The organism is Pyrococcus sp. ST04, from assembly GCF_000263735.1.
Lineage (GTDB): Archaea > Methanobacteriota_B > Thermococci > Thermococcales > Thermococcaceae > Pyrococcus.
The window spans coordinates 955,930-975,407 of record NC_017946.1 but is presented as its reverse complement, the minus strand read 5'-3'; the positions used below and the strand labels follow the sequence as shown (position 1 = coordinate 975,407).

At 41.7% G+C, this 19,478-nt stretch carries 26 protein-coding genes and 1 tRNA gene; 12 read left to right on the top strand and 15 right to left on the bottom strand.

Annotated elements, in window-relative coordinates; genetic code table 11:
- Positions 1-12: 12 nt before the first annotated feature.
- The 4 genes from PY04_RS05080 to PY04_RS05065 form a co-directional block, all read right to left on the bottom strand.
- Positions 13-1,008, bottom strand: a complete 996-nt coding sequence (locus PY04_RS05080) for a biotin-dependent carboxyltransferase family protein (RefSeq protein WP_014734079.1) — start codon at positions 1,006-1,008, stop codon at positions 13-15.
- Complete coding sequence (pxpB, locus tag PY04_RS05075) at positions 1,001-1,681, bottom strand: 5-oxoprolinase subunit PxpB (protein WP_014734078.1); 681 nt, start codon at positions 1,679-1,681, stop codon at positions 1,001-1,003. Before pxpB ends, PY04_RS05080 begins: the two co-directional genes overlap by 8 nt.
- Positions 1,678-2,445: a LamB/YcsF family protein gene (locus PY04_RS05070; RefSeq protein WP_048056016.1), complete on the bottom strand. Its 768-nt coding sequence runs from the start codon at positions 2,443-2,445 to the stop codon at positions 1,678-1,680. The genes pxpB and PY04_RS05070 overlap by 4 nt, the downstream gene beginning before the upstream one ends.
- Positions 2,446-2,675: 230 nt before the next feature.
- A tRNA-Leu gene (locus PY04_RS05065) sits at positions 2,676-2,763 on the bottom strand.
- Positions 2,764-2,891: 128 nt separating this feature from the next.
- Here PY04_RS05065 and PY04_RS05060 point away from each other — a divergent pair.
- The 6 genes from PY04_RS05060 to PY04_RS05035 all read left to right on the top strand — a co-directional run bounded on the left by PY04_RS05060 (position 2,892) and on the right by PY04_RS05035 (position 7,970).
- Positions 2,892-3,866, top strand: coding sequence for a beta-ribofuranosylaminobenzene 5'-phosphate synthase family protein (locus PY04_RS05060; protein WP_014734076.1), 975 nt, complete (start codon positions 2,892-2,894; stop codon positions 3,864-3,866).
- Entirely contained in the window at positions 3,863-4,594 is a 732-nt protein-coding gene (locus PY04_RS05055; protein WP_014734075.1) for an N-glycosylase/DNA lyase, read from the top strand. Before PY04_RS05060 ends, PY04_RS05055 begins: the two co-directional genes overlap by 4 nt.
- Positions 4,595-4,652: 58 nt before the next feature.
- On the top strand, positions 4,653-5,414 hold the full coding sequence (locus tag PY04_RS05050; RefSeq protein ID WP_048056015.1) for an ABC transporter ATP-binding protein: 762 nt from the start codon (positions 4,653-4,655) through the stop codon (positions 5,412-5,414).
- Positions 5,414-6,874, top strand: coding sequence for a hypothetical protein (locus PY04_RS05045; RefSeq protein ID WP_014734073.1), 1,461 nt, complete (start codon positions 5,414-5,416; stop codon positions 6,872-6,874). Before PY04_RS05050 ends, PY04_RS05045 begins: the two co-directional genes overlap by 1 nt.
- A 5-nt stretch (positions 6,875-6,879) precedes the next feature.
- Positions 6,880-7,203, top strand: coding sequence for a tRNA-binding protein Pbp11 (gene pbp11 / locus PY04_RS05040; protein WP_014734072.1), 324 nt, complete (start codon positions 6,880-6,882; stop codon positions 7,201-7,203).
- Between the two features lie 107 nt (positions 7,204-7,310).
- Positions 7,311-7,970: a pyroglutamyl-peptidase I gene (locus PY04_RS05035; protein ID WP_014734071.1), complete on the top strand. Its 660-nt coding sequence runs from the start codon at positions 7,311-7,313 to the stop codon at positions 7,968-7,970.
- Here the strand turns inward: PY04_RS05035 and PY04_RS05030 are convergent.
- Positions 7,967-8,296: an ASCH domain-containing protein gene (locus PY04_RS05030; RefSeq protein ID WP_048056014.1), complete on the bottom strand. Its 330-nt coding sequence runs from the start codon at positions 8,294-8,296 to the stop codon at positions 7,967-7,969. The two genes, PY04_RS05035 and PY04_RS05030, sit on opposite strands and share 4 nt — an antisense overlap.
- 93 nt (positions 8,297-8,389) lie before the next feature.
- On the opposite strand from PY04_RS05030, the gene panB reads away from it, so the two are divergent.
- The gene (gene panB / locus PY04_RS05025; protein ID WP_048056013.1) at positions 8,390-9,190 is read left to right on the top strand and encodes a 3-methyl-2-oxobutanoate hydroxymethyltransferase; all 801 of its coding nucleotides are present in this window, start codon (positions 8,390-8,392) and stop codon (positions 9,188-9,190) included.
- On the opposite strand, the gene PY04_RS05020 is transcribed toward panB, so the two are convergent.
- The 3 genes from PY04_RS05020 to PY04_RS05010 all read right to left on the bottom strand — a co-directional run bounded on the left by PY04_RS05020 (position 9,187) and on the right by PY04_RS05010 (position 11,588).
- The gene (locus PY04_RS05020; RefSeq protein ID WP_048056012.1) at positions 9,187-9,999 is read right to left on the bottom strand and encodes a DMT family transporter; all 813 of its coding nucleotides are present in this window, start codon (positions 9,997-9,999) and stop codon (positions 9,187-9,189) included. The genes panB and PY04_RS05020 overlap by 4 nt on opposite strands.
- Positions 9,983-10,870 (bottom strand): Mrp/NBP35 family ATP-binding protein, encoded by an 888-nt coding sequence (locus PY04_RS05015; RefSeq protein WP_014734067.1) that lies wholly within the window; start codon positions 10,868-10,870, stop codon positions 9,983-9,985. The genes PY04_RS05020 and PY04_RS05015 overlap by 17 nt, the downstream gene beginning before the upstream one ends.
- 118 nt (positions 10,871-10,988) lie before the next feature.
- Entirely contained in the window at positions 10,989-11,588 is a 600-nt protein-coding gene (locus PY04_RS05010) for a hypothetical protein (RefSeq protein ID WP_014734066.1), read from the bottom strand.
- Between the two features lie 99 nt (positions 11,589-11,687).
- Here PY04_RS05010 and PY04_RS05005 point away from each other — a divergent pair, with 99 nt between their 5' ends.
- Positions 11,688-13,493, top strand: a complete 1,806-nt coding sequence (locus PY04_RS05005; RefSeq protein ID WP_014734065.1) for a PINc/VapC family ATPase — start codon at positions 11,688-11,690, stop codon at positions 13,491-13,493.
- A 211-nt stretch (positions 13,494-13,704) separates the two neighbouring features.
- Here the strand turns inward: PY04_RS05005 and PY04_RS05000 are convergent, their stop codons facing one another.
- Both PY04_RS05000 and PY04_RS04995 read right to left on the bottom strand, forming a co-directional pair.
- Positions 13,705-14,124: a DUF123 domain-containing protein gene (locus tag PY04_RS05000; RefSeq protein WP_014734064.1), complete on the bottom strand. Its 420-nt coding sequence runs from the start codon at positions 14,122-14,124 to the stop codon at positions 13,705-13,707.
- Positions 14,121-14,876 carry a geranylgeranylglyceryl/heptaprenylglyceryl phosphate synthase gene (locus PY04_RS04995; protein WP_081482818.1) on the bottom strand — a complete coding sequence of 252 codons (756 nt, stop codon included), beginning with the start codon at positions 14,874-14,876 and terminating at the stop codon, positions 14,121-14,123. Before PY04_RS04995 ends, PY04_RS05000 begins: the two co-directional genes overlap by 4 nt.
- A 75-nt stretch (positions 14,877-14,951) precedes the next feature.
- Here PY04_RS04995 and PY04_RS04990 point away from each other — a divergent pair, with 75 nt between their 5' ends.
- Positions 14,952-15,566, top strand: a complete 615-nt coding sequence (locus PY04_RS04990; protein ID WP_014734062.1) for a hypothetical protein — start codon at positions 14,952-14,954, stop codon at positions 15,564-15,566.
- On the opposite strand, the gene PY04_RS04985 is transcribed toward PY04_RS04990, so the two are convergent.
- The 3 genes from PY04_RS04985 to PY04_RS04975 form a co-directional block, all read right to left on the bottom strand.
- The gene (locus PY04_RS04985) at positions 15,555-15,782 is read right to left on the bottom strand and encodes a hypothetical protein (RefSeq protein WP_014734061.1); all 228 of its coding nucleotides are present in this window, start codon (positions 15,780-15,782) and stop codon (positions 15,555-15,557) included. The two genes, PY04_RS04990 and PY04_RS04985, sit on opposite strands and share 12 nt — an antisense overlap.
- 130 nt (positions 15,783-15,912) lie before the next feature.
- On the bottom strand, positions 15,913-16,278 hold the full coding sequence (locus PY04_RS04980) for an RNA polymerase Rpb4 family protein (RefSeq protein WP_014734060.1): 366 nt from the start codon (positions 16,276-16,278) through the stop codon (positions 15,913-15,915).
- A 6-nt stretch (positions 16,279-16,284) separates the two neighbouring features.
- Positions 16,285-16,578: a 50S ribosomal protein L21e gene (locus PY04_RS04975; RefSeq protein WP_014734059.1), complete on the bottom strand. Its 294-nt coding sequence runs from the start codon at positions 16,576-16,578 to the stop codon at positions 16,285-16,287.
- A 150-nt stretch (positions 16,579-16,728) separates the two neighbouring features.
- On the opposite strand from PY04_RS04975, the gene pyrE reads away from it, so the two are divergent.
- From pyrE to PY04_RS04960, 3 genes are all read left to right on the top strand, one after another.
- Entirely contained in the window at positions 16,729-17,277 is a 549-nt protein-coding gene (pyrE, locus tag PY04_RS04970; RefSeq protein ID WP_014734058.1) for an orotate phosphoribosyltransferase, read from the top strand.
- Between the two features lie 108 nt (positions 17,278-17,385).
- Positions 17,386-17,592 (top strand): hypothetical protein, encoded by a 207-nt coding sequence (locus PY04_RS04965; protein ID WP_014734057.1) that lies wholly within the window; start codon positions 17,386-17,388, stop codon positions 17,590-17,592.
- An 88-nt stretch (positions 17,593-17,680) separates the two neighbouring features.
- Entirely contained in the window at positions 17,681-17,947 is a 267-nt protein-coding gene (locus PY04_RS04960; protein ID WP_048056011.1) for a hypothetical protein, read from the top strand.
- On the opposite strand, the gene PY04_RS04955 is transcribed toward PY04_RS04960, so the two are convergent.
- Together PY04_RS04955 and rnz are read right to left on the bottom strand one after the other, a co-directional pair.
- Positions 17,911-18,582 carry a TraB domain-containing protein gene (locus tag PY04_RS04955; RefSeq protein WP_014734056.1) on the bottom strand — a complete coding sequence of 224 codons (672 nt, stop codon included), beginning with the start codon at positions 18,580-18,582 and terminating at the stop codon, positions 17,911-17,913. The two genes, PY04_RS04960 and PY04_RS04955, sit on opposite strands and share 37 nt — an antisense overlap.
- Entirely contained in the window at positions 18,560-19,477 is a 918-nt protein-coding gene (rnz, locus tag PY04_RS04950; protein ID WP_014734055.1) for a ribonuclease Z, read from the bottom strand. Before rnz ends, PY04_RS04955 begins: the two co-directional genes overlap by 23 nt.
- Position 19,478 lies beyond the last annotated feature (1 nt).

Below are 19,478 nucleotides of genomic sequence, written 5' to 3'. Positions count from 1 at the left end.
GAATCGTTTGGATTATAAGTCTTCTCTACCCGCAAAGGCGAGGTACTTCTCCCCCATTACTTTAATCCTAAACAGATTGAGCTTTCCATTGAGGAACTTCTCAAGTGCATTCATCATCGTTTCAACTTTCTTTAACTCCTCTACAGCCTTTTTATAACTCGTAGGCCTAAACTTCAACTTCTCTCCTGGCCTAGTTTGGGCAACCTTCGGAAGGTCTACTTTTATAACTGTAGCTATCTTAGCATAGCCACCCGTAGTTTGGGCATCTGCCATCATAACTATAGGCTTCCCGTTGGCTGGAACTTGAATACTACCCCTAGCTATTGGTTCAGTAATTATGTCAGCCCCTCTCTCCGAGTGCTCTATTACTGGCCCCTCCAACCTATATCCCATCCTATCCGAATTCGGGGTTACCTCGTATTCTGAAGATACGAAGGTTCTAATGCCATCCGGAGAGAAATTTTCAACGTTAGGGCCCAAAATCACCCTAACGGTCTTGTTCCCCCAAAGTCTTGGGACTAGTTCTTCAGGAACACTTCTCCCAGCCTTTCCAGAAAGTATTGCATAACCAGTCTTTAGCATATCTCCCTGCTTTAATGTTTTTCCAAAGTTAGCCCTTACATATGTTGAGCAACTGTCAAGAACCTTCGAACATTCAATTCCTCCAGCAAAGGCAATATAACCATACATCCCCTCTCTGAGCCTTACCCTGAGTACATCTCCTCTCTTGGCCCAATAACTCTCCCAAGGGGAAAGAGATATATCATTCAAATTTACTTCAGCCTCTCCAGTTACTGCAAAGACTGTAGAACCGTGGAACTTAAGAATTAGCCCACCAACTGTAAATTCTATAACTGGAAATCCTCCAGGATTTCCAACTAAGTAGTTTGCAATCCTAGCTGAGATGTAATCCATAAAGCCACTTACAGGAACTCCAAATCTCTGATACCCAAATCTTCCAGAATCCTGAATCGTTGCTGGAGTTATCACCGATACTATTTCAATCATCTCCCCACTCCTCCTTGTAAATTTCCCAGAACTCCTCCTCAGTTATTGGAACGAATTTAACATAATCTCCTGGCTCCACTATGCTCGGAGGAACTTTGGTTGGGTTAAAGGTTTTCAACGGTGTTCTTCCTATTATCCTCCACCCTCCTGGACTTTCAATTGCATACCACCCCGTTTGCTTTCCTGCTATCCCAACACTACCTGCCGGAACCTTTAATCTCGGCTTTTCGAGTCTTGGGGTAGCAATTCTTTCATCCATTCCCCCAAGGTATGCGAATCCAGGAAGAAATCCCAGAAAGTAAACCCTATATAGTGGCCTCGAGTGTATTTCTATTACATCATCAACCGTTAGGCCATTGTATTCAGCAACGAAGGAGATATCTGGCCCAAATTCCCCACCATATGCTACCGGTATTTCCACTCTCTTTCCTTTTCTTTCTACTTTCCGGATCTCAACATTCTCCAGGAATTTGAGTACCTCCTTGTACGTTGCCTTAAGAGGGTCAAAATATATGTAAAGGGTAGAATAGGAAGGAACAACTTCAAGAAGCCATTCTGGATTCTTGGCCATTAATGAATCCATCAATGCGTGTACCATATCATTGATATGCTCGTTAATCTCTTCTCCAAGTATGATTGCTATGCACGACTCCCCAACAAGCCTCACTTTCATCTCAGGAATTCCCCCATTGGAATCACTTTAATTCCCTCTTCCTCAAGTCTACTTCTAATGTACGCTGTTATCTCAACTGCCTTTGGATTGTCTCCATGAACGCATATTGTATCTGCTTTAAGTTCAACCCATTCTCCATTTATCGCCTTAACTCCTCCGTCCTTGACCATAGATATTACCCTTTCAGCTATCTCATATTTGTCTTCTATAACAGCCCCTGGCTTTCCTCGTGGAACTAGGGTTCCATCTGGATTGTATGCCCTATCGGCGAATACTTCATTGGCAACCCTTGCTCCCATTTCTTCAGCGATTTCAACTACCCTGGAGTTTGCGAGTGCAACAATTATGAGCTTCTTATCAAAATCTAGCACTCCCTCTATAACCGCCCTTGCCAAATCTTCTTCTTTAACCATTGCATTATATAATGCCCCATGGGGCTTTACATGTTGTAAAGGAACATCTTCTGCCTTTGCGAAGGCATAGAGGGCTCCAATCTGATACAAGATGTAGTTTTTAGCCTCCTCTGGAGAAAGCTTCATATACCTTCTTCCAAATCCCATCAAGTCTGGATACCCAGGATGTGCTCCAACCGCTACTCCGTTTTCTTTTGCGAGTTTCACAGTTCTTCTCATGACAATTGGATCTCCAGCATGCCACCCACAAGCTATATTTGCTGATGTTATATACTTCATAACTTCTTCATCGAGACCGAGTTTGTATCTCCCAAAGCTTTCTCCTAAATCAGAATTCAGGTCAACATTCATGAGAATCACCACAGGGTACTATAAGGAAGATAACATTAAAACTTAGGTCTACATAATAATGCAATTAATTATTTAAATAATTACACAATCACCTAGGTGAAGGGAGAAATTACCCAATCTTCAAGAACATACATAGGAGTGTCTCCGGTTCAGATGGGTTCAAGAGGCATATTAAAATGAAGCAACAATTACCAGAGAAGCCTCTTTTAACATCGAACTCAGAAGGAAAATGGTGCGGGGGCGGGGATTTGAACCCCGGAACCCCTACGGGACGGGACCCTCAATCCCGCGCCTTTGACCAGGCTCGGCAACCCCCGCTCCGTCCCGAGATATCTTCCTCTAAATGGCACTTATAAAGTTTTCGCAACCAAACAAAGTTTCTCTTGCATCACCGTAAATACAAAGGATTATTAGAGAGCCCAATGAATAAATGCGGGGGGATAGTCATGATAGTTAGAACTCCCAAAAGGCTACACCTGGGGATCATAGACCCAATAGGAACATTCGGTAGAAGATTCGGTAGTATAGGAGTTGCGTTAGAGGATGGTTACGAGGTTAAGATAACTCCTTCCGATTCTCTGAGGATAGAGGCAAACGATGAAGACAAAGAGGTCATAAAGAACGTAATTGAGGTTATGAATTCTAAATTCGGAACCGGCTTTGAATATCACATAGAAGTCAGAAAATCTATACCAAGACACGTCGGTCTTGGATCAGTAACTCAGCTGTCTCTAGCAGTTGGAAGTGCTGTTGCAAAGCTGTCTCACTTATCCATAGGAGAAGAAGATATAGCAAAGGCATTAGGAAGGGCCAAAGAAAGTGGAGCAGGTTTATACGTTTTCAAATATGGTGGCCTCGTCATCGATGGAGGAGTTAAAGAGGACATCCCTCCATTGATAGTCAGACACACTTTACCCCCCGACTGGGGATTTATCCTTGTGATGCCAAACGTGAAAAGAGGGTTAAGTGAGAGAGAAGAGGAAGAGATAATGAAAGATAAGTTTGGAGACGAAAAGGCTGCTAAAGAAATCTCGCATAGAATTTTACTCCAACTTTTACCTGCCCTGATTGAGAAGAACATAAAAGAGTTCGGAAAAGCACTCTCAGAAATACAGGCATTAGTAGGAAGACACTTTTCAGCCTTTCAGGGAGGGGAGTTCAGAGATGACATAGCTATAATAGTCAACTTCCTTAAAGAAAAAACCTACGGGGCAGGTCAAAGCAGTTGGGGGCCTACAGTTTATGGACTCATAAGAATTAGTGAGTACGAACCTATCAAAGCTAGCATTCAAGAATTCTTAGAAGATCATGGGATAAAGGCAAGGGTTGAGTTAGGAATTCCAAGGAACACAGGAGCAGAAATTGTAGGAGAGAATCTGTTTTTAGAAAGGTTGATAAAGTCTGTTGGGGGCTCTAAATGAAAATCACAGAACTAATAAGGGAAATAGGAATAGAGGGAGCAAGAGAGATTGAGGAAAAAGTCGATGAACAGTTTAAAGCCTTGAAAAACCTACACGATAATTTGAATGATGGGGAGACTTTCATAAAGCTTGTAATAGCCAACTCCCTCGTTAGTTACCAGCTTACGGGAAAAGGTGAGGAGTGGTGGTGGGAGTTTTCAGAGTACTTTTCCAAGATCAGAAAAATTGAAAGCATAAGCGAAGCGTATGCCAGATTCCTCCCATCAACAAGGACGAACAAGAGGTTAACAACGTCAAAGCTCAGAAGAATAAGGAAAATTGAGCCATTTTTAGCTTCGCTTTCCCTGGAAGACCTTGAGAAGTACTATATGAATATGAAATCCCTATGGAAGGCTCTCTCCAGAGTAATGGGAGCTAGAGAAGACAGTAAGACTATAGTGTTTTCAGTAAAAATGTTTGGATATGCAGCAAGAATAGTATTTGGATACTTTATCCCTTACCCTATGGACATCCCAATTCCAGAGGATTCGAGGATAAAGAAAATTACATCAAAATTGACATCAGAAAAACCCACAATATTCTGGAGAAAAGTTGCAAAAGAATCAGGAGTCCCTCCCCTCCATATAGATTCAATAATATGGCCAATTGCAGGAGGGGCAGAGGCAAGTAATCTAGACCAGAAACTCAGAACTAAACTTCAGGAACTCTCCCGGCTAATCATGGTTTAATAAAAATGAATGAAAAATGTTTTAATATCCCAACCTTCAGTTCTTATGGTGAATGGTCTTGATAGAAGTCTCTAATTTAAGAAAAAAGTTTGGCTCAAATGAAGTAATTAAAGGAATATCATTTAGTGTCAATGATGGAGAGATATATGGTCTCCTAGGACCGAATGGAAGTGGTAAGTCAACGACGATGAGAATACTTGCCGGCATAATTCCTCCAACATCCGGAAGAGTGCTTGTGGAGGGAATAGATGTAAGCAAATCCCCGCTTGAGGTCAAAAAGATAGTTGGGTTTGTCCCTGAAACACCAGCCCTTTATGAAAGTCTGACCCCAGCAGAGTTCTTCAGCTTCATTGGTAGCATTAGAAGGATTCCTCGCGAAGTCCTTGAAGAAAGAGTCGAAAGATTCGTTGAAGCATTTGGAATCAGAGAATACATGAACCAGCTTATAGGGACGCTGAGTTTTGGAACTAGGCAGAAGATATCCTTGATAGCATCCCTTCTCCATGACCCAAAGGTTCTTATACTGGACGAGGCCATGAATGGGCTTGATCCAAAGAGTGCAAGAATATACAGGGAACTACTTCTGGAGTTTAAAAGGGAAGGAAAGAGCATAGTTTTCTCCACTCATATCCTTGCCCTTGCTGAAGTGATATGCGATAGAATCGGAGTAATTTATAACGGCAGAATAGTGGCAGAGGGAACGGTCGATGAGCTGAAAACGCTTGCAAAGGAAGAAAGTCTTGAAGACGTCTTCCTAAAGCTAACACAAGCTAAGGATGAGGTAATCCACATAGTTTCGGCATTAAAGGAGGCCCTATAATGATGATGCTAGATATAATCAGGATAATATACAGAGAGATACACTATCAGATGATCAAAGACAATCCGTCCGCAGTAAAGGATCCCAAGAAGGTAGAAGAATCCCTCAAGTGGTCAGGGAGCTTAAAGCTCGGAGTTGGCCTTCAGTCTCTTGCATATCTCCTATTTGGCGCAATGTTCGGCATTGGAGTATTTATGACGAAAGAAGAGTACAGGGGTATAGTGTTCTCCTCCTACTTGATAGTGGCCTTTATAATGGCCCTCTACACGACCTCCCTCTCTTCTGGGTATTTGCTCTCAAGTAGGGCAATTGACCCTCTCAAACCACTACCCTTAAGAAACTTCAACTCAATAGTTTCGGCCACGTTGCTTTTGGAATGTCTTCCTGCATTTTTCCTTCTCCTTCCATCTGCCTTAGCCTTAAAGAAACCCCTATCAATCCTGCTGGGCATAGGATGGGTTTTAGTTGCGATATTACTTGGTCACGCAATTGGGGTGCTTCTTCAAGTCAAGTTTGGCGGTGTTCACGTTGGGAAAGGAGGTATAATAAAGGCTATTGCAAAGACAATAGGACAAATGTTCTTCATTGCAATATTTTTTGTTCTGCAACTGGTTTCAAGGTTCGTTCTGAAAAACGTTGAGTACTTCGCTCCAGTATTCCAAAAGTACCCGATTATATTCCCGATGGCGGCGGCAACTGTTGTAGAGCCCCTAAGAGGATTTATTATGTTCATGCTGTATGCAATCCCTACGGCATTTTCGTATGTATACAGCATAAAAAAGATAAACGAGATCCTCGAAGGGATAAAGGTTTACGGGAAAGCTCCAATGGAATATTCATTGTCAATAACATCTCCAATTCTAGCCTTTGTCCAAAGGGATTACAAAATGATATTCCGAAGAAACTCTTACCTTGGAGCATTTTTGTCTCCAATTGGCATGAGTCTATACTTCATATGGAACCTCTTCAAGGATGGCTTCCCCCTGGAGGAAACAGGATTAATGATCGTTGTTATCTCATCCTTGGGTGTTATTCTCCTTGACATTGTCTTTAAAATGGAAATGGAGGGGTTGGATATTCTCCTAAATCTCCCAATAACAAAGAGACAATTCCTACTTGCCAAAGCACTCACAATATCCCTAAGCCCACTCACGTTCTCAATTGTCTTCATTGTATTAGCCTCATGGTCTAACGGTCTAAGTGCTCTATACCTACTGCCCTTACTTTCAACACCCTTTCTCACGTCAAGCATTGGGGTTAGTTATGTTGGGTTTAAGATAGAGGGAGTCGAGATTCCGGAACTTAGGATATATGATGGAATAGCGTTGCTAATAATGGTCTTCGTTCCTGTTGTTATAGCTGGCATAGTTTTCTTTCTCATACCACTCCCAATTAGCACAATTCTCTTGGGAGCAACATACCTTCTCACGACTTTAATCTTACTCTGGAGGATGAGGTGATGGTAATGGGGATATTTGAGTTCTTTAAAAGAAAGAAGGAGGGCAAAAATGAAAAAATTACGATAGTCTCTAAAAAACCAGTTGCTGTAGTTAAGTTCCAGAAGAAGATGAAAATCTTAGGAAGGGAAGTCATTATAGGAACTGTGGAGAGTGGGATAATAAAAGTAGGCTACAAAATTAAGGGCAAAGGAACGGGCATCATAATGGAAATAGAGAAAAATAGGGAAAAAGTAGAGTTTGCAATACCTGGAGATGAAGTTGCCCTAATGCTAGAAGGTTCACTTGGGAGTGTTAAGGAGGGAGAACTGTTAGAGGTATATGTAGCATGACTCTTTTTATTTTTCAAGCCTCGCCCTTCAGGGCAGGGAGGAGGTCCAGGAAAGCTAACAGAAACTAATTTATTGGATAGCTTTTCTTAATTTCGATGGTGATCTTAATGAGGGTTTTGATAACTGGCTTCGAACCCTTTGGAGGGGATGATAAAAATCCAACCCAAAGAATTGCCCAGGAGCTCGATGGAAATGTTATTGACGGAGCTGAAATAGTTGGAAGAGTTCTTCCAGTTTCCGTGAAGAGAGCTAGACCAATTCTTGAAGAACTTTTGAGGGAGATAAAGCCAGATATCGTGATAAACCTCGGATTAGCCCCGACTTATAGCAATATAGCCGTGGAAAGAATAGCTGTGAACATCCTCGATGCAAGAATTCCAGACAACGATGGCTATCAGCCTATAGATGAACCCATCGTAGAAGGTGCTCCCCTAGCATATATGGCAACCTTACCAGTTAGAGCTATAGTCAAGGAACTTAGGCAAAATGGTATTCCAGCAAGACTTTCTTACAGTGCTGGAACATACCTCTGCAATTATGTAATGTTTCTAACGTTACATTTTTCAAAAATCAATGGATTTCCTAAGAAAGCGGGCTTTATCCATGTCCCCTACACTCCAGATCAAGTTGTCAACAAAACGTTTTTGGCTGGAAGGAGCACTCCAAGCATGTGTTATGAGCTCGAGGTCAAAGCCGTTAAGATAGCAATAAAAACAACACTTGAGTTCTTGAGAAAGAATAAGAGCGATATAAAGGAGCATGTCTAGTCCATTGGTTCAATTTCTATTGCAACAACCCCATACTTTTTCTCTCTTTCCTCATCATAGAACTTTCTATATATTTGAACGCCCTCTTCTATGCTCTCGACTCCAGGTAAAACGTTTTCTATCCCCTCCTTTTCGAGCATTTCTCTGAAGGTCTTGTAAACCCTAATTGCCTTTACCCTAACCTTAAGTCTTCCTCCCTCAAAGGAAATTATGTCTCCGGGTTTTATCTGTCTCCTCTTCTCGTCATACAGTCTCCCTTCAATTTTCTTTTTTCCTGCCTTTATTAGCTCGAGATATTCCTCTTGGAGACCCATTTCCCACTCCACTCTTCTCACCGAAAGAGGTCATGTTTAAGGATATAAAAACTAACCGTCGAAACCGTTAATTACCGTTCTTAACAATTTAATACGGTGGATAAAATGAGAGAAGTAACCCCAAGGAAAATCATGGAGATGAAAGGGAAGGAAAAAATCTCAATGATAACTGCTTATGATTATCCATCAGCACTCTTAGCAGATAAGGCTGGGTTTGATATAATTTTTGTGGGAGACTCCCTTGGTATGGTTGTTTATGGGGATGAAAACACTCTTAACGTAACTATGGAACAAATGGTGTTCCATACTAAGGCAGTTGCAAAGGCCGTGAAAAGAGCTCTTGTCCTTGCAGATATGCCGTTCGGAAGCTATGAAGTTAGCGTGGAAGAGGGCATTAAAAACGCTATGAGACTAATTCGGGCAGGAGCAGATGCAGTTAAGATAGAAGGAGGGTATGATCACAGGAAGCTTGTTAAAAAGCTTGTAAGAATGGGAATCCCAGTAATGGGACACACAGGCTTAACGCCCCAAAGGTATCTGAGGCTCGGAGGATACCGCATTATGGGAGGAAGTGATGAGGAAGTAGAGGAGATAATTAGGGATGCCAAAGCACTTGAAAAATCTGGAGCATTTGCTGTTGTTCTGGAGTTTGTGTATGCAGATGTTGCCAAAATCGTAACAGAGGAAGTCTCAATACCAACAATCGGAATAGGTTCTGGACCCTACGTTGATGGCCAGGTGCTCGTATGGCACGATGTTTTGGGGTTAATAGATTTCTCACCCCCATTTGCCAAGAGATACGCAAATCTAAAGGAGGAGATACTTAGGGCAATAAGCGAATTCAATAGGGAAGTCAAGGAAGGAAAATTCCCTGAAAAAGAGCATTATTGGACCAGAAGTACTTAATGTTCCCTTTTAATTGAAAGCCCAAGAGTTCCCACCGTTATTAAAGTGAACCCAATGATATGCCAAGATGTTAGCTCCTCCCCCATTATAAGGGCGACAGCGATCGCAACAGCAGGAGCAGGAGTTATTATAGCTGTTGCCAGGGAGAGATCTATTCTCCTTATTGATGCATACCAAATAATTTGACCAAGAGCTATTATTACACCCTCAGGCACTGAATAAATCGTGAATTCCATCCCACTGACAAGGGCAAGTGGTAGAAGGAACAAGGATCCAAAAATATTACGGAGGAAAGCTATTGTCTGAGGAGTTGCATTGGTTTTCTTTGCAATTATGTGACCAAGTTGCCAAAAGAAAGGAACCAGAAGAAGCAAGATATCGCCCATTTTAGGTTCAACTATTTTTCCCCGAGTTATAACGGCTATTACCCCGGCTAAAGTTATAAAAGAATATACAGCCCTCTTAATGGTGATTCTCTCTCCAAGGAATATGTAGGCAAGAATAAAGGAAAATAGAACCTCTGCTCTAGTTATTAGAGCCGCATTTATTGCTGTAGATAGTCTCGCACCTGCAGAATAGGATAGATAGGCAAGGAAAGTTCCAAAAAACCCTATCAGTATACCTTTTTTGATATTATTTTTCACTGAGTTCATATCTACAAAAGGAAGCAAGATTAGGGATGCAAGGAAAGCAGAAAAGAAAGCAAAGCTTGCTGGGTTTGAGGGATTAGCCTTTATAACTATCGGCTCAAGCCCATAGAGGATCATTCCAAATAGAGCTAAGAGTATGCCCTCACTCCTCTTCTGCATCCTTCTTCATTTCCTTCAACTTATTTACAAGCTTTTCTGCTATCTCCATAAAGGCTTTTGCCGCTGGGGTGTCGCCATAAAGGACTATTGGAATTCCAAGATCACTTGCCTCCCTTGCCTTGAGGTCTATTGGAACCTTGCCTAGGAAGTCGACTCCCTCCTTCTCAGCAAGCTTTTCCCCCCCACCCTCACCAAAGATGTCGATCTTGTTTCCACAATGTGGACAGATTAGATAGCTCATGTTCTCAATAACTGCTATGTAGGGAACTTCCATCTTCTTCATCATGTTAACTGCCTTTCCAGTATCCAAAAGAGCCACTTCTTGTGGGGTAGTTACTACTATTGCAGCATCAAGCTTTATGCTTTGAACTACTGTAAGTATTTCATCTCCGGTGCCAGGTGGAAAGTCTATAATCATAAAATCCAGCTCTCCCCACTTCACATCTCCTAGGAGTTGTTTTATTGCCTTTGTAACTAAGGCTCCTCTCCATATTATTGGCTGATCCTCAGGAACCATCATTCCCATGCTCATAACTTTTATCGGGGTTACCTGACCCATGAAATCAGCGATTGGCGGTATCATCTCAAAGTGGCCATCTTCAAACTTTTCTGCTAAAACTTCTGCTTTGTCTACCCCAAGCATTTTAGCTACGTTGGGCCCGTGAATGTCTGCATCTAATATTCCCACGAAGTATCCCATTTTTGCAAGGGCAGCTGTTAGGTTTACTGCCACTGTACTTTTGCCAACACCTCCTTTACCGCTCAAAACTGCTATTTTGTACTTCCATTTCTTTTCTTTCTCTTTAATTCTTTGTGTTAAGGGATCAACGCCAAGTCCTGGGAGATTTAAGGTTGGAGCCTTTATTGTCATGACCTTCACCCGTGCATAGTAGTTAGGCCACCTTAAAAAGCTTTGCCCTTTTCTGTAGCTTTTGGGACAAATATGTGTAAAAACTCTCCCGATAAAAAATAAGATATTTCTGAGAAAATCATTCCCTAAACTTCTCAGCAATCTTCTTCAACACGGCTTCATGCTGCTCCTCGTTGTGGAGAACGGATTTTGATATGTCCTTGATAATGGGATGCTTTGCTTTTTCTTCAAGGTCTCTATACCCTTCTATCATTTCTTCTTCATGTTCCATAATCTCCTTAAGCTTCTCTCTAAGTAGGTTCAGTTTATCCTCAGGAATTATGGATACATCAGGGAACCCTTTAACTAACTCCTCGAGGGCTTCCTCTGGGGGAATTCTGTACCCAACTTTTCCGAAATCCAATGGCAGCAGTAGGGAGGGTATTCCTGGTATAAGGGCTAACCCTTGGTCAAGCTCCATAATAGATTCCTTTATTGGTTCAAGTTCCGGATAGAATGGTTCAAGATGCTCTCTAAGAAGAGATGTTGCTTCTTTATACGCTCTCTCAATTGCCTCCATTAACTCCTTGTGGAAGATCTTGTCAACTGCAAGTCTCAAGATAACTCTCTTAAGTTCGGCATCTTCAGGTTTCCTCAATTCTTTGAGGAGTTCTTTGTAATCCTTAAGTGTCTTCTCCTCAGCATCTTTTATCTTTCTGATAGTTTCGACCAGCGGCATTTTACCACCCCCAGCATTTTTAATTACTTTTAGTTATTTAAAGCTTTTGGAGGAAACCCTAATAAAGTGACCATTTCACCATTGGCTGAGGTGAGAGAGGTGAGAGTAATAGTCCCCGACACGAGCGTGATAGTTGATGGGAGGCTCACCCAGTACTTAAGGCGAGTTAAGGAAAAAGTTAAGGTTGTTGTACCAGAAGCTGTTGTTGCTGAAATAGAGCACCAGGCGAATGAAGGAAAGGCAATAGGTCACACAGGCCTAGAAGAACTCAAAAAGCTTAGAGAGCTTGCGGACAAGGGAAAAATACTCCTAGAGTTTTACGGAGAGAGACCAGAACTATGGCAAATCAGAAGGGCAAAGGCTGGAGAAATAGACCATATGGTAAGAGAAGTTGCCAGAGAGCTGAATGCTATCCTCATAACCGGAGATCAAGTTCAAAGAGACATAGCTATAGCCAAGGGAATAGAGGTCATCTATCTAGAAAGCAGAAGAGAACCAAAAACAAGATTAGAGGACTTTTTCGACAAAGAAACTATGAGCGTCCACCTTAAGGCTGGAGTTAAACCGTTAGCAAAGAAAGGAAGGCCAGGCGAATGGAGATTAGTTCCAATTAGGGAGGAGCCCCTAACGGAGGAGGAGCTCGAAGAAATTGCAGATGACATTGTCGAGAGAGCGAAGAGAGACCCAGAAAGCTTCATAGAGCTGGACGAACCAGGTGCAACCGTTGTTCAGCTCAGAAACTATAGAATAGTCATAGCGAGACCGCCATTTGCCGACAGGATAGAGATAACCGCGGTAAGACCCGTCAAAAAGTTGTCGATAGAAGACTACAACCTCAGTGAAAAGCTTCTAGAGAGGCTTAAGGAAAAAGCAGAGGGAATTCTAGTTGCTGGGCCTCCAGGTGCAGGTAAGACAACATTCGTTCAAGCGCTAGCAGAGTGGTACGCATCTATGGGGAAGATCGTCAAGACAATGGAAAAGCCTAGAGATTTAAACGTATCTGAAGAAATCACTCAGTATACCGCACTAAATGGAAGTATGGAGAAAACGGGAGATGTTCTCCTCCTGGTGAGGCCAGACTACACTATATTCGACGAAATGAGAAAAACAAGCGACTTCCTAATTTATACCGACCTCAGGCTTGCAGGAGTTGGGATGGTGGGAGTAGTTCATGCAACAAAACCAATAGACGCTATCCAAAGGTTCATAGGTAGAGTTGAGCTCGGAATGATACCCCAAATAGTCGACACAGTAATATTCATTAAAGCCGGAAATGTTGCAAAGGTCTTAACCCTTGAATATAAGGTAAAGGTACCAACGGGAATGAAGGAAGAGGATCTTGCAAGACCGGTTATAGAAGTGAGAGACTTTGAAACCGGCCAGTTGGAGTATGAGATTTACACCTTTGGCGAAGAGGTCAGCGTCGTTCCAATAAAGAAGGAAGAAAAAGCACCGGCATTAAAGCTCGCAGAAAAAAGGCTCAAGCAGGAAATTCAGAGGTTCCTGCCTGACGTATATACTGAGGTTGAGGTTGTGAGCCCGCACAAGGCAGTAATATATGCTGACGAATTTGATATCCCCGCAATAATAGGAAAGAAAGGAAAGAGAATTCAGGAACTAGAAAAGAGGCTTGGAATAAGCATTGATGTAAAGAGCTTCGCTGAAAAGCAGCCAGAGATCAGAGAGAAAATACCAGTTGAAGTTGAGGAAAAGAAAAAGAGCATAGTTTTAAGGGTCTCTCCAGACTTCGCTAGGAAGCCATTAAGATTCTATGCCGGAAATGAGTACGTGTTCACGGCAACACCAAGTAAAAAGGGTGTTGTTAAGGTTGGAAAGAACTCCCCTGTTGGTAGACTACTCAAGAGGTACCTCGAGGAAGGCCTACCAATTTGGGCCTCTCTTTGAATATTCTCTTTTCTCTTGAAAACCCCTTTAAGTAACTGACCTCCTCCCCGCCCTAAAGGGCGAGGCTTTCAAAAGAAAAGTCAAATATGGGCGCCCTATAATTCCAGTATCTAGCTATTGCCTCCTTTAAATCCGTTTTCATGCACTCCAAAGACACAGAGAAAATTGAGTTGAGTATTCCAACCGACTTTTTTCTTTATAAGCTTGCCTTTCAGGAAAAAGTCGGAAACTCGAGAATATCCTGGTAATGCCTGTTCAGAAGCCTTCGAATGACATCCTTCGGGTTATACTCCCCAAAGAAGAACAAATTTCCTTTCACACTCAAATCCGAAGAACCAAATCCAGCTATAACTTCCCCAAGAGTTGAGATTAATTGAGATAATTCCTCCTCTATTTTTGTATCGGAAGGTATTAAATAAGCGATAATTGGTTTTGCATACAATGTTAAATAATCAATGTGCCAATGAAGCTTTTTATTCTTCTTAAAGTGTCTCATAACCCTTTTCTCGAGAGAATTCATGGCAGATCCAACGTATGCATAAAACCCTTTTCTAAGGAAAAAAGTTTTTCCCTTGGTCTTTATTGTAACATCTGCAGGCAAATAGAGTAAAAGAACATAAGAACCCTTCAAAGGCTCACTCCCCTTCGTAAATCTTCCAGTTTTTTCCTGGCCTCTTCGATCGATCTGGTTCTCTCTATTGCGGTTCCAGTTACTATTATATCAGCGCCCGCCTTAACTAATCTTTTAGCCTGTTCTCCACTTCTAATTCCCCCGCCAACTATCAAAGGAATGTCAATGGCACTCCTAACGATTTTAACCATCTCTGCGGGAACCGGCTCTGGAGCCCCACTACCTGCCTCCAAATACACGAGTCTCATCCCAAGATACTGTCCCGCCAGGGCATATGCGGCCGCTATCTTGGGCTTGTGCCTTGGGATTGGCTTTGCATCTCCAACCCATCCGACGGTTTCTCCAGGCTCGACTATGATATACGCCATTGATATTGGCTCCAACCCAAACTTCTTCACAGTAAATGCTCCTAAGGCTTGAGCTCCTGTTATGAAGAATGGATTTCTAGAGTTAAGGAGACTCATAAAGAATATTGCATCCGCATACTTGCTAATTCCCCCATGCGATCCGGGGAAGAGGATTACAGGAAGGGATGTACCTTCTTTTATTGCTTTAACCACAGAATCTAAAACATCCCCTTCGGCTCCAGTGGAGCCTCCAACCATAATTGCATCTACTCCTACTTCCTCACAGAGCTTAGCCAACCGATTGGCATCTTCAGGAGTTGTGTCATCAGGGTCTATGAGAACAAAATGAAGTTTTTTCTGCTCTAGCTTTTCTAAAATGTATTTTTCCACTTTCCCTATCTTCAATAGCACCACCGAAGTTCATTCATTAGCAATGTTTTTAAATAATCCACCTATCTCCCTCACTAGGTGAGGCCCCTTATGAAATTTAAAGGGACTACTTTTGGGAGAAACGTTAAACTTGAATTCGAGATTCTCCGTTTGAATGAGCTTAGAATAGAGGATCTTTCTGAATTTAAAACTGATGAAATTAAGCTCGAGATAAGAGCCACGAGCTCTGGAATTAAGCTTGTGGGAATTTGGGAAGGAGACATTGAGAGAGTCGGCGAGATAATAAAGAAGGCAGTTGAGGAGAGCATGAGACTTCGCGGAAAGTTAGTTAAGAAGATAAGGAACAAGATTGAGAGAATTAGAAAGACGTTGAGAGATATGGGATTCAAAGAGGAGTCCCTAGGGTATGGGGAGGCTATGAAGTTCACAAAGAAGATTGGAGAATACAATGTCTCGATAATAGTATCATCAAAGAATGACTTCGTGAGAGTTGAGGTATACGGAATGAACAAGAAAATACTGACTCCAGAACTTGAGGCATTTTTTGAAAGCGTGGACATTGAAGAGTCAGAGATCTTTGAAATTGAGGAAGAAGGAAATGAAGAAATTGTCGTCATAAACCTAGAACTTCCAAAGACAGATGAAAAACCAGAGAAAAGAATTGCAGAGGCAGTGAAGATACTCGAGAACATCCTAATGGCTTGAAGCTCTCACAGTTTTTATCTTCAATTTTGATATCTCACTCAAAATTTTTCTGGGATTGTCAGTTTCGAGGTTTAGAACTATCTCACTATATCCAAATTTGTCTGGAGGGAGGAGTTTCGCCTTTCTAATTCTCCCATGAATTATATAAGCAAGCTTCCTTAATATTTCTCCTTTCATGTCATGGGGAACTTTCACATCAATTATGATTGTTTGCATACATCTCACCCAAGATTATTAGAAAAGAAGTCATATAAAACTGTTTTCATTCGTGGGAAGAATATGAGAAGGTTTGAAAAAGAACCGGGAGGAATTTTAAAGAAGAACAAGAGAAAAAAGCTAAGAGGGCTTAACTTTCCCTGTATTTATCTAAAATTTCAAGAATCTTCTTTATTTCTTCTTCAGTAGGCTGGTGGTCTTCTTTTGCAAAGATAACTCTTATGTCAAGTGAATCCTGAGGCATTATATCGACTAGCTTTGCCGCTATCCTATCATTCATCCACTCAAAGGATTCCATAAGTTCCTTAACAGCCTCCTTGGCTTTCTCTGCTGGAAGCTTTGCAAACTTCTCTGCATGCTCCAATGCAAGCCTTGCTTCGTAGAACAAAGGCTCCTCTATGCCTGCCTTGATACCTTCCTCATGCTTTTTGAGCAAGATCTCTTTAGCCTCTGCTATCGTTATATACCTTTGTCCAAGCTTTTTCCTGCCTATCATGGCCCTTCACTTCTGGGGCCTGAGATGGACTGGGTGGATGAACAATGTTTTTACCTTATTTCCGTCAGGTACTTCTACTATGTATGCATCTCCCCTTTTGCCAACTACTGTCCCTGTTCTGCCGTGAAACCTAGGATCCGGCATACCTTTGTGATAGCTTGGCTCGATTACTATGTGCACCTTTTGACCAACTTCAAACTCCTGAAGGAACCTTGTAAGTGGAGGAAGTCCCCTTCTCCTGGGATGCTTCCTAAGCTTTTTTCTAGTCTTTCTCCTAAAGCTGTGAGCCTTTTGAACCATACCAAACCCCTCCTAATCACTTTAATCACAAAATGAAGTCCTCAACCTCTTCAATCATAATCACCTACGGGGTCCTTACCCCCAGCTTCAAGCTTGGTTGAAATGGAGCATTTATAAAATTTTTCTGATGAGAGGATGAAGGGTGATGGCATGAAGGATGAACTGATAAGTATGATTATAGAGGAAGGATGCATAAAGTTTGGACACTTTGTACTCACATCGGGGAAGGAGAGTAACTACTACATAGACATAAAGAAGCTAATAACAAATCCAAAGGCTCTAAAGATAATTGCAAAGATGATAAAAGAAAAGGCTGAGGAATTAAATTTAGAATACGACAAGGTTGCAGGACCAGAACTTGGAGCAGTTCCTATAGCTACTGCCCTCTCCCTCGAGACTGAGAAGCCCCTTCTAATAATTAGAAAAAAGAAAAAGGAATATGGAACAGGAAAACAGATAGAGGGGGAAATAAAGGAAGGAGACAGAGTTCTCCTCGTAGAAGACGTGACAACAACAGGCGGGAGCGTTCTCAGGGCGGCAAAAATTTTAGAGAATGAAGGCGCAAAGGTTGTTGGAATATTTGTCGTCGTCGATAGAGAGGAAGGAGCAAAAGAAAATATTGAGAAGGAAGGATACAAACTTTATCCCCTTGTTTTAGTTAGTGAACTCTTTGAAGCTGCCAAAGTTCAGAGCTCTTAATACTACTTTCTTTCTTAATTTTCGACTATTGTCTAATCAATTTTTAACAAATGGCTATGGAAACTCTTTTATACTTCTAAGTAGTATTAATATATGGAGGTGCAAGAAATGGTGGTTATTAAAAAGAACCCAGAGAGATTTTTGAAAGAGCTCAGAAAGCACTATGACCTAGTCATGAGAATTCCCTCAAGCGAATACCTCAAAAAACCAGATTTTGTAGTCGTTGATCCAAAAACTGGAAAGAAGGTAAAGGTCAGCTTCGTCACCCTCGAAGATGGTCAATTTGCCGGTATAGTTTACGACGATAGCAGCTGATTTTGTCTTTTATCCAACATTTTCTTCACAATTTTTATATAGACTCTCAAAGGTTAAAAAACTCTGGTGGTCAATATGGCAAGGAGGGGTGGAGAAACCGAACGTTGAGATACTAGAGGCAGTTCTAAGAGAAGGGCTTTATTGGGCCTATTTAGGAAGACCAAAAGAAGTTATGCCTTTTCTGAGGGGAAAATTGAGGGCTGTAGCAGATGGCTCTTTTGACATGGTTGAAGAAGTTCTCAGAGACCTAGAGAGGTTCTACGAAGAAGTTAGTAAGATGGACAGAATTAGTGAAAGAGAATTCAGGAGACTTAGAATTTACAGAGACTTGCTCTTCAACGCTCTCGGGCTGTAGGCATTTAGAATTTTTTCTATTCCTTTCTTATGTCCAAGCCCAACTACAGCAATCACCTTTGCTTTTTTCTTTTCCTCAAGGATTGAGTCAACAATTCTCATCAAGTTTTTTGCCATATATTGGTTCCTCTCCTCAACAAGAACTCTATAAAACGTTGGATACTTACTCTTGAACTCCCTTTCCATCGCCCTATAGTCGGAGAGGTCTATCTCTCTCCTGATAAAAGGAATACTTACTATTTCAGATAGAGCCCTAAGCTTTTCTACTGTAGGCGCAGCGAGAAGCTTTTGTAATGTTATATGGATAGGTTGATCTATCAGATAGACTGGTATCCTCAAAGACATTGCAATTTCATAAGCCTCAATCATTTCCTCTCCCGGAAATGCCCCAAAATCTCTTCCTATATAGTTCTCAACCTCCTGAAGAATATATCCTAGAATTCCAACTTTCCCCATTCTTAATGCTTGAGAAAGAGTTAGCTTCTCTTTTCTTAACAATCCAACTAGTCTTCCGTGGTCAAGCTCTATTGCAACAGCGTCAGGCCTTTCCTCAAGTATTATCCTTCTGACTTCCTCAATACTCTCTCGCAGTACATGTACAGTTCCAATAACCCTAACGTACCTCAAATATGACATTTCCATTCCCCGCTAGAATTCTGTCAAAATCCCTGGGGACATAAGCTTGTGGACATATTTTCTTTGCGGCAATTTTGTATTCACTATATTTGTATCGAGGCCCTCTATGGAAGAGTGCTAGTACTTTGCATCTACTCTCCACAAAAGAGTTACAAGCCTCCCCTATCGTAGAGTGGTAGCTCTCTCCCCTGTCCTCTGGTGAGATATATGTGGCTTCATGAATAAGCATATCACAATCTTTACAAAGGTCTCCAAGTGTTATGGGCTCAGTGTCTCCAGTATAGACTATTTTTGCCCCCCTTTTCTTAGGCCCTGTAACATCCTCCAACCTTATCTCAATTCCGCTAATTTCTATCTTCCCTCGTTTTTCAAGCTCTTTCATCCACGGACCAGGGGACAATCCAAGTCTCTTTATTTTTTCCAAGTCAAAATTTCCTCTCTTATCCCTCTCTTTGAAGACATACCCAAGTGCTGGTACCCCGTGCGATACCTCAAAAGGGACAACCTTGTATTCCTTATTCTTTATTACATCCCCCTCCCATACTTCATTGATGATAATTTTGAATGTTGGTAAAAAGTATCCAGTCCTCAACAGATTTTTCACAAATGTAACAGCCCCAGGAGGGCCATAAATTTCTAGAGGCTCTTTTCTATCCCAAAGGTTCATTGTTTGAATAAGGGAGAGCAGACCAATGTAATGATCTCCATGAAAGTGCGTTATGAAAATTTTTGATATTTTCATAGGACTTATTCCAGAAATCTCAAGCTGTCTGAGCGTTCCCTCTCCACAGTCAAAAAGAATAACCTCTTTTCCAATTTTTATGGCTATGCTTGGAACATTCCTTTCTGGAGTTGGCTTTATTCCACCAGTCCCCAGGAATGTAAGCGTTATCATA

Bases quoted from the DNA above. Each gene is read 5' to 3' on its own strand.
- PY04_RS05080 (WP_014734079.1), bottom strand. From the start codon at position 1,008: ATGATTGAAATAGTATCGGTGATAACTCCAGCAACGATTCAGGATTCT.
- pxpB (WP_014734078.1), bottom strand. From the start codon at position 1,681: ATGAAAGTGAGGCTTGTTGGGGAGTCGTGCATAGCAATCATACTTGGA.
- PY04_RS05070 (WP_048056016.1), bottom strand. From the start codon at position 2,445: ATGAATGTTGACCTGAATTCTGATTTAGGAGAAAGCTTTGGGAGATAC.
- PY04_RS05060 (WP_014734076.1), top strand. From the start codon at position 2,892: ATGATAGTTAGAACTCCCAAAAGGCTACACCTGGGGATCATAGACCCA.
- PY04_RS05055 (WP_014734075.1), top strand. From the start codon at position 3,863: ATGAAAATCACAGAACTAATAAGGGAAATAGGAATAGAGGGAGCAAGA.
- PY04_RS05045 (WP_014734073.1), top strand. From the start codon at position 5,414: ATGATGATGCTAGATATAATCAGGATAATATACAGAGAGATACACTAT.
- pbp11 (WP_014734072.1), top strand. From the start codon at position 6,880: ATGGGGATATTTGAGTTCTTTAAAAGAAAGAAGGAGGGCAAAAATGAA.
- PY04_RS05035 (WP_014734071.1), top strand. From the start codon at position 7,311: ATGAGGGTTTTGATAACTGGCTTCGAACCCTTTGGAGGGGATGATAAA.
- panB (WP_048056013.1), top strand. From the start codon at position 8,390: ATGAGAGAAGTAACCCCAAGGAAAATCATGGAGATGAAAGGGAAGGAA.
- PY04_RS05020 (WP_048056012.1), bottom strand. From the start codon at position 9,999: ATGCAGAAGAGGAGTGAGGGCATACTCTTAGCTCTATTTGGAATGATC.
- PY04_RS05015 (WP_014734067.1), bottom strand. From the start codon at position 10,870: ATGACAATAAAGGCTCCAACCTTAAATCTCCCAGGACTTGGCGTTGAT.
- PY04_RS05010 (WP_014734066.1), bottom strand. From the start codon at position 11,588: ATGCCGCTGGTCGAAACTATCAGAAAGATAAAAGATGCTGAGGAGAAG.
- PY04_RS04990 (WP_014734062.1), top strand. From the start codon at position 14,952: ATGAAATTTAAAGGGACTACTTTTGGGAGAAACGTTAAACTTGAATTC.
- PY04_RS04985 (WP_014734061.1), bottom strand. From the start codon at position 15,782: ATGCAAACAATCATAATTGATGTGAAAGTTCCCCATGACATGAAAGGA.
- PY04_RS04980 (WP_014734060.1), bottom strand. From the start codon at position 16,278: ATGATAGGCAGGAAAAAGCTTGGACAAAGGTATATAACGATAGCAGAG.
- PY04_RS04975 (WP_014734059.1), bottom strand. From the start codon at position 16,578: ATGGTTCAAAAGGCTCACAGCTTTAGGAGAAAGACTAGAAAAAAGCTT.
- pyrE (WP_014734058.1), top strand. From the start codon at position 16,729: ATGAAGGATGAACTGATAAGTATGATTATAGAGGAAGGATGCATAAAG.
- PY04_RS04965 (WP_014734057.1), top strand. From the start codon at position 17,386: ATGGTGGTTATTAAAAAGAACCCAGAGAGATTTTTGAAAGAGCTCAGA.
- PY04_RS04955 (WP_014734056.1), bottom strand. From the start codon at position 18,582: ATGTCATATTTGAGGTACGTTAGGGTTATTGGAACTGTACATGTACTG.
- rnz (WP_014734055.1), bottom strand. From the start codon at position 19,477: ATGATAACGCTTACATTCCTGGGGACTGGTGGAATAAAGCCAACTCCA.